The organism is bacterium (assembly GCA_026398675.1).
In the GTDB taxonomy this organism is placed as follows: Bacteria; RBG-13-66-14; RBG-13-66-14; order RBG-13-66-14; family RBG-13-66-14; genus RBG-13-66-14.
Window position 1 is genome coordinate 1 of record JAPLSK010000248.1, and the last position, 4,558, is coordinate 4,558.

The following is a 4,558-nucleotide window of genomic DNA, read 5'->3' on the forward strand; positions in this document are numbered from 1 at the left end:
CAGGCCCAAATCGAAGAGATAGGCTGCGGCGCGCCGGCCGCCGTCTTAACCCAGCCCGAGAGGAGCCGATGATAACCGCCGAGTTGAAGAAGGCCGCCGACATCGCCGTTTTGAGGTGCATGGGCGTGAAGGCTGGCGAGTCGGTGCTGATCGTGGTGGACACCCCCCAGCGCGACTTCGGACCGCTCTTCGCCGCGCCCTGCCTCACGGTGGGGGCCGAGCCGCTGATTCTGGAGATGACGCCCCGGGAGAGCCACGGCGAGGAGCCGCCGGAGGCCGTGGCCCGTGCGATGCTGGGGGCCGACGTGATTCTCATGCCGACCAGTAAAAGCCTCAGCCACACCGCCGCGCGGCTGGCCGCAACCCAAGCGGGGGCGAGAATCGCCAGCCTGCCGATGATTACTCCCGAGGTCATGGGGCGCACCCTCGTCGCGGATTACGACGAGATAGAGCGGCGCAACGAGCGGCTGCTCGGCGTTCTCGCCGGGAAGAGCCGGGTCAGGCTGAGCTCCCCAGCCGGAACGGACCTCACCTTCTCCATCGAGGGGCGGACCTTCCGGGCCGACGGCGGGATCAACCACCGGCCGGGCGATTTCGCCAACCTGCCCGCGGGCGAGGTTTACGCGGCGCCCGTGGAGGGCACCGCGGCGGGGATTTTGGTCGTGGACGGCTCCATGGCCGGCTTGGGGCTCTTGGCCGAACCCATCGAGCTGGTGATAACCGACGGCTCGGTCGTGGAAATCCGGGGTGGCGAGGAGGCCGAGGAGTTGGAGCGTTTAATCACGCCCTTCGGCTGGGACGCCCGTAACGTGGCCGAACTGGGAATCGGCACCAACGAGACGGCGACGATTACCGGAAACGTCCTGGAGGACGAGAAGGTTTTGGGCACCTGCCACGTGGCCCTCGGCGACAACTCTACCTTCGGGGGGAGGGTGAGCGTGGCGAGCCACCTGGACGGGATCGTCCGCGCGCCAACCCTGGAGGCGGACGGCGAGGTGATACTGGGCGGAGGGGGGCCGGTGGGCTGGTAGCGGTCGGGCCCGCGGAGGGTGGCCGTCGCGTTTCGGTGTCGGGAGGTGGCGAGGGCCGCCTTATTCCCCCTCTGGGGGCCTGCGAGGCACGGGCCGGGGTGAGGATCGAGGCGTATTTCGGAAACAGCGGCCCGCAGAGGGGCCGCCCTACGTCACCGCAATCCGTCCGATACGAGACGAGGAATTTTCGACCCTCGCCTGCCGTCGAAAAGGCTACAACTTCGTCTCAATCCAATTTTCATGAGGCTGGCGTAAAAAGCTCACCGACCTCGCAAAAAAAACGGCGGATCGCGATCCGCCGTCTTTCAGGCCGGGTCATTCATATTCTTGGCGATGGGGTGCGAGGGGTCCTCGGCGGGGAGGAGGAACTCCATGACGCTGAATTGTTTGATCCAGATCGAGTTTTTCGGGAGGAACTCGAGCTGTATGCCGGAGGGATCGGGCACTTCGTCCCAGGTCCCCGCGAGGATCAGCTTGCCGCCGAGGCCGACGTAGGTCGAGTACTCGCTGCGGGTATGGATCTGGCTGGCGAACCACTCCTCCAGGGCGGGTACCAAGACCCTTCCTGAAGCCCGTTGGGGAGGCCGAAGTCGCCGATGCAGCCGATGGTCCCCGAGGTGACGCTCTGGTCCTCGGGGTCGAGGAGGTAGGTCATGCAGTTGTACACCAGCCGCAGGCCCTGGTCGTTGGCGTAGAAGTCATACCCGTCGAGGTCCGTGTGGTTGTACATGGCGGCGGCTAAGAACATGCGGGCACCGCAGACGACAACCTCGGGGACGTAGACGTCGCCCGCCGGCCGATTACCCATCTGGGCGGCCAGGGGATTTTGAGTGTCCGAAAAGACGCTCACGTTGGCCAGCGCTGGTGAGAGGATCAGCAGGAAGAGGAATGTTAACGGTATTTTTCGCATTTCAAGCTCCCGTAACGCTGGTAAGCTAATCCCGGTTATCACCGAGGGATCGTTAAATCAGCCGGATGGAGTGGTTTCTCCTCCATTAATTATAGCCCGAATGTCGAGTGCGTTCAGAAGGACGGTGCAAATTTTCGCTTTGATGCGCTCGTCGAGAACCTCAAATTCGAGTATATACTACTCACCACGGTCAAAAATACCCTAAAAAACCGTTATCGTCAAGACCGGATTTTGCGGTGCGCTTGCTTTTTTTCCGCTCCACTCTTAGAATAACCCCGGTCTTTCGGTTAAGGGGGTGTCTTGAAAGTGAAGGACAAGATCAAGCGCGATCTGTTAGTCCACTACCAGCGCTTCTACCAGCGTCACAACCAGAACGCCGTGTCCAAGATGCTGGGCGGGGTGTGCCAGTCCTGCCACGTCACCGTTCCCAGCGGCAGGGCTCTATTGGTGCGTCGCGGCGAAACCATCGAGTTCTGCGAGAGCTGCGGCGCCATCCTCATCTACGAGGAGGAAAAGCATGTCCCGCCAACGGGTCGGGGCGGCTCGGCTTGACAAACGCCTGATCGCGGCCTACATTACACCGGTCGTTTTCCCGGAGGTTTCTTGGAATTGCGAAGATGACGGAGAACCTTTTTCAGACGTGCCGCGAGCGTCGTCACAGAGCGCACTCTTCGTCTTCGCCGACCCCGCTTACTCTCGCCCTGCAAGGGGAACAGGGGTAGCGGGATAATCTTTACCAGACACCCGCGCCTCGGCGAGCCGCCCGGACGCGGGTTTTTTTCTGCCGTTGATGATTACGGCCGCACCGCTGCGGACTCGAGGAGCTTTTCCATGACCGAGCCGTACAGGCCCAAAGACGTCGAAAAGAAGTGGCTGGAACGTTGGGATGCGGGCTTCTGCCGCTTCGCGCGGCCCGACCGTCCCCTGACCGGCGAAAGGCCCAAGTACTACGTCCTGGACATGTTCCCCTACCCTTCGGGGACGCTCCACATGGGCCACGCCCGCAACTACTCGATCGGGGACGTCATCGCCCGGTACCGCCACCGCCGGGGGTACGAGGTGCTGCACCCCATGGGCTGGGACGCCTTCGGCCTGCCCGCGGAGAACGCCGCCATCCAGCACGGCACCGACCCCGACGAATGGACGCGGGTGAACATCGCCTCCTTCAAAAAGACCATGCGGCGGATCGGCATCCCCTACAATTGGGACCGCGAGGTGGACACCTCGAAGCCCGATTACTACCGCTGGACCCAGTGGATGTTCCTGAAACTCTTCGAGATGGGGCTGGTGGAGCGCAAGGAGAGCTCCGCCAACTGGTGCACGAGCTGCCGGACGGTGCTGGCCAACGAGCAGGTCGTGGGCGGCCGCTGCGAGCGGTGTAAGGATGAGGTGACCCAGAAGGTCCTGCGGCAGTGGTTCTTCAAAATCACGGACTACGCCCAGGAGCTCCTGGACGACCTGGACACCCTGGAGGACTGGCCCGCCGAGGTGCGCACCATGCAGCGGAACTGGATCGGCCGCTCCGAGGGGGTCGAGTTCGACCTGCGCGTAGAGGGCTTTCCCGAGTCCTTCGGGGTTTTCACCACCCGGGTGGACACCGTTTACGGGATGACCTACGTGGTGCTGGCCCCGGGGCATCCGCTGGTGCGGCACCTGGTCGCCGGCACGGAGCGGGAGGCGGAGGTCGTCGCTTTCGTAGACCGGGTGCTCGCCCAGGACCGGTTCCTGCGCGCCGCCGACGAGACTGAAAAAGAAGGCGTCTTCACCGGGCGCCATGCGGTCAACCCCGTCAACGGCAGGCCGGTGCCCATCTGGGTGGCCAACTACGTCCTTTTGGAGTACGGCACCGGCATCGTCATGGCCGTGCCGGCCCACGACACGCGCGACTTCGCCTTCGCCAAAAAGTACGGCCTGGAGATTGTGCCGGTCGTCATGCCGCCCGGGGAGACCCTGACCGCCGACACGATGACCGACGCTTACCCCCTGCCGGGTATTTTGGCCGGCTCCGGCCCCTTCGACGGGGAAAAGTCCGCCGAGGCTGTGGAAGGCATCGCCGACATGATGGAGGCCGGGGGCTACGGCCGCCGTCGGGTGAACTACCGCCTGCGCGACTGGTGCATCTCGCGCCAGCGCTACTGGGGCACGCCCATCCCCTTGATCCACTGCGAGAAGTGCGGCGTGGTACCCGTGCCCTACGACGACCTCCCGGTGCTCCTGCCGCGGATAGCGAATTTCCGTCCCAAGGGCCACCCGCCGCTGGCCGAGGCGCGGGACTGGGTCCGCGTGAAGTGCCCGAGGTGCGGAGGCGAGGCGCGGCGCGAGGTAGAAACCCTGGACACCTTCGTGGACAGCGCCTGGTACTTCCTGCGCTACGCCAGCCAGCCCGAGGACCGGCCCTTCGACAAGGAAACCGTGGACCGCTGGCTGCCCGTGGACACCTATATCGGCGGCATCACGCACGCCATCATGCACCTGATGTACGCCCGCTTCTTCACCATGGCGCTGCGCGACGCTGGGATGCTCTCCTTCTCCGAGCCGTTCACGCGCCTGTTCACCCAGGGCATGGTGACCCTGGGCGGCAAGGCCATGAGCAAGAGTCGGGGCAACGTGGTCGGCA

General features: G+C 64.2%; 5 protein-coding genes. 3 read left to right on the plus strand and 2 right to left on the minus strand.

Features of this window, described 5'->3' with window-relative positions:
* The first annotated feature begins 68 nt into the window (after window positions 1-68).
* Window positions 69-1,031: an aminopeptidase gene (locus tag NTW26_07755; protein ID MCX7022148.1), complete on the plus strand. Its 963-nt coding sequence runs from the start codon at window positions 69-71 to the stop codon at window positions 1,029-1,031.
* A gap of 305 nt (window positions 1,032-1,336) precedes the next feature.
* Here NTW26_07755 and NTW26_07760 read toward each other — a convergent pair whose 3' ends face one another.
* Window positions 1,337-1,588: a hypothetical protein gene (locus tag NTW26_07760; protein ID MCX7022149.1), complete on the minus strand. Its 252-nt coding sequence runs from the start codon at window positions 1,586-1,588 to the stop codon at window positions 1,337-1,339.
* Complete coding sequence (locus NTW26_07765) at window positions 1,501-1,941, minus strand: hypothetical protein (GenBank protein ID MCX7022150.1); 441 nt, start codon at window positions 1,939-1,941, stop codon at window positions 1,501-1,503. Before NTW26_07765 ends, NTW26_07760 begins: the two co-directional genes overlap by 88 nt.
* A 306-nt stretch (window positions 1,942-2,247) precedes the next feature.
* On the opposite strand from NTW26_07765, the gene NTW26_07770 reads away from it, so the two are divergent.
* Both NTW26_07770 and leuS read left to right on the plus strand, forming a co-directional pair.
* Window positions 2,248-2,493: a C4-type zinc ribbon domain-containing protein gene (locus tag NTW26_07770; GenBank protein MCX7022151.1), complete on the plus strand. Its 246-nt coding sequence runs from the start codon at window positions 2,248-2,250 to the stop codon at window positions 2,491-2,493.
* 279 nt (window positions 2,494-2,772) lie between these two features.
* Window positions 2,773-4,558 (plus strand): leucine--tRNA ligase (gene leuS, locus NTW26_07775; protein ID MCX7022152.1); only part of this gene is annotated, 1,786 nt, incomplete at its 3' end.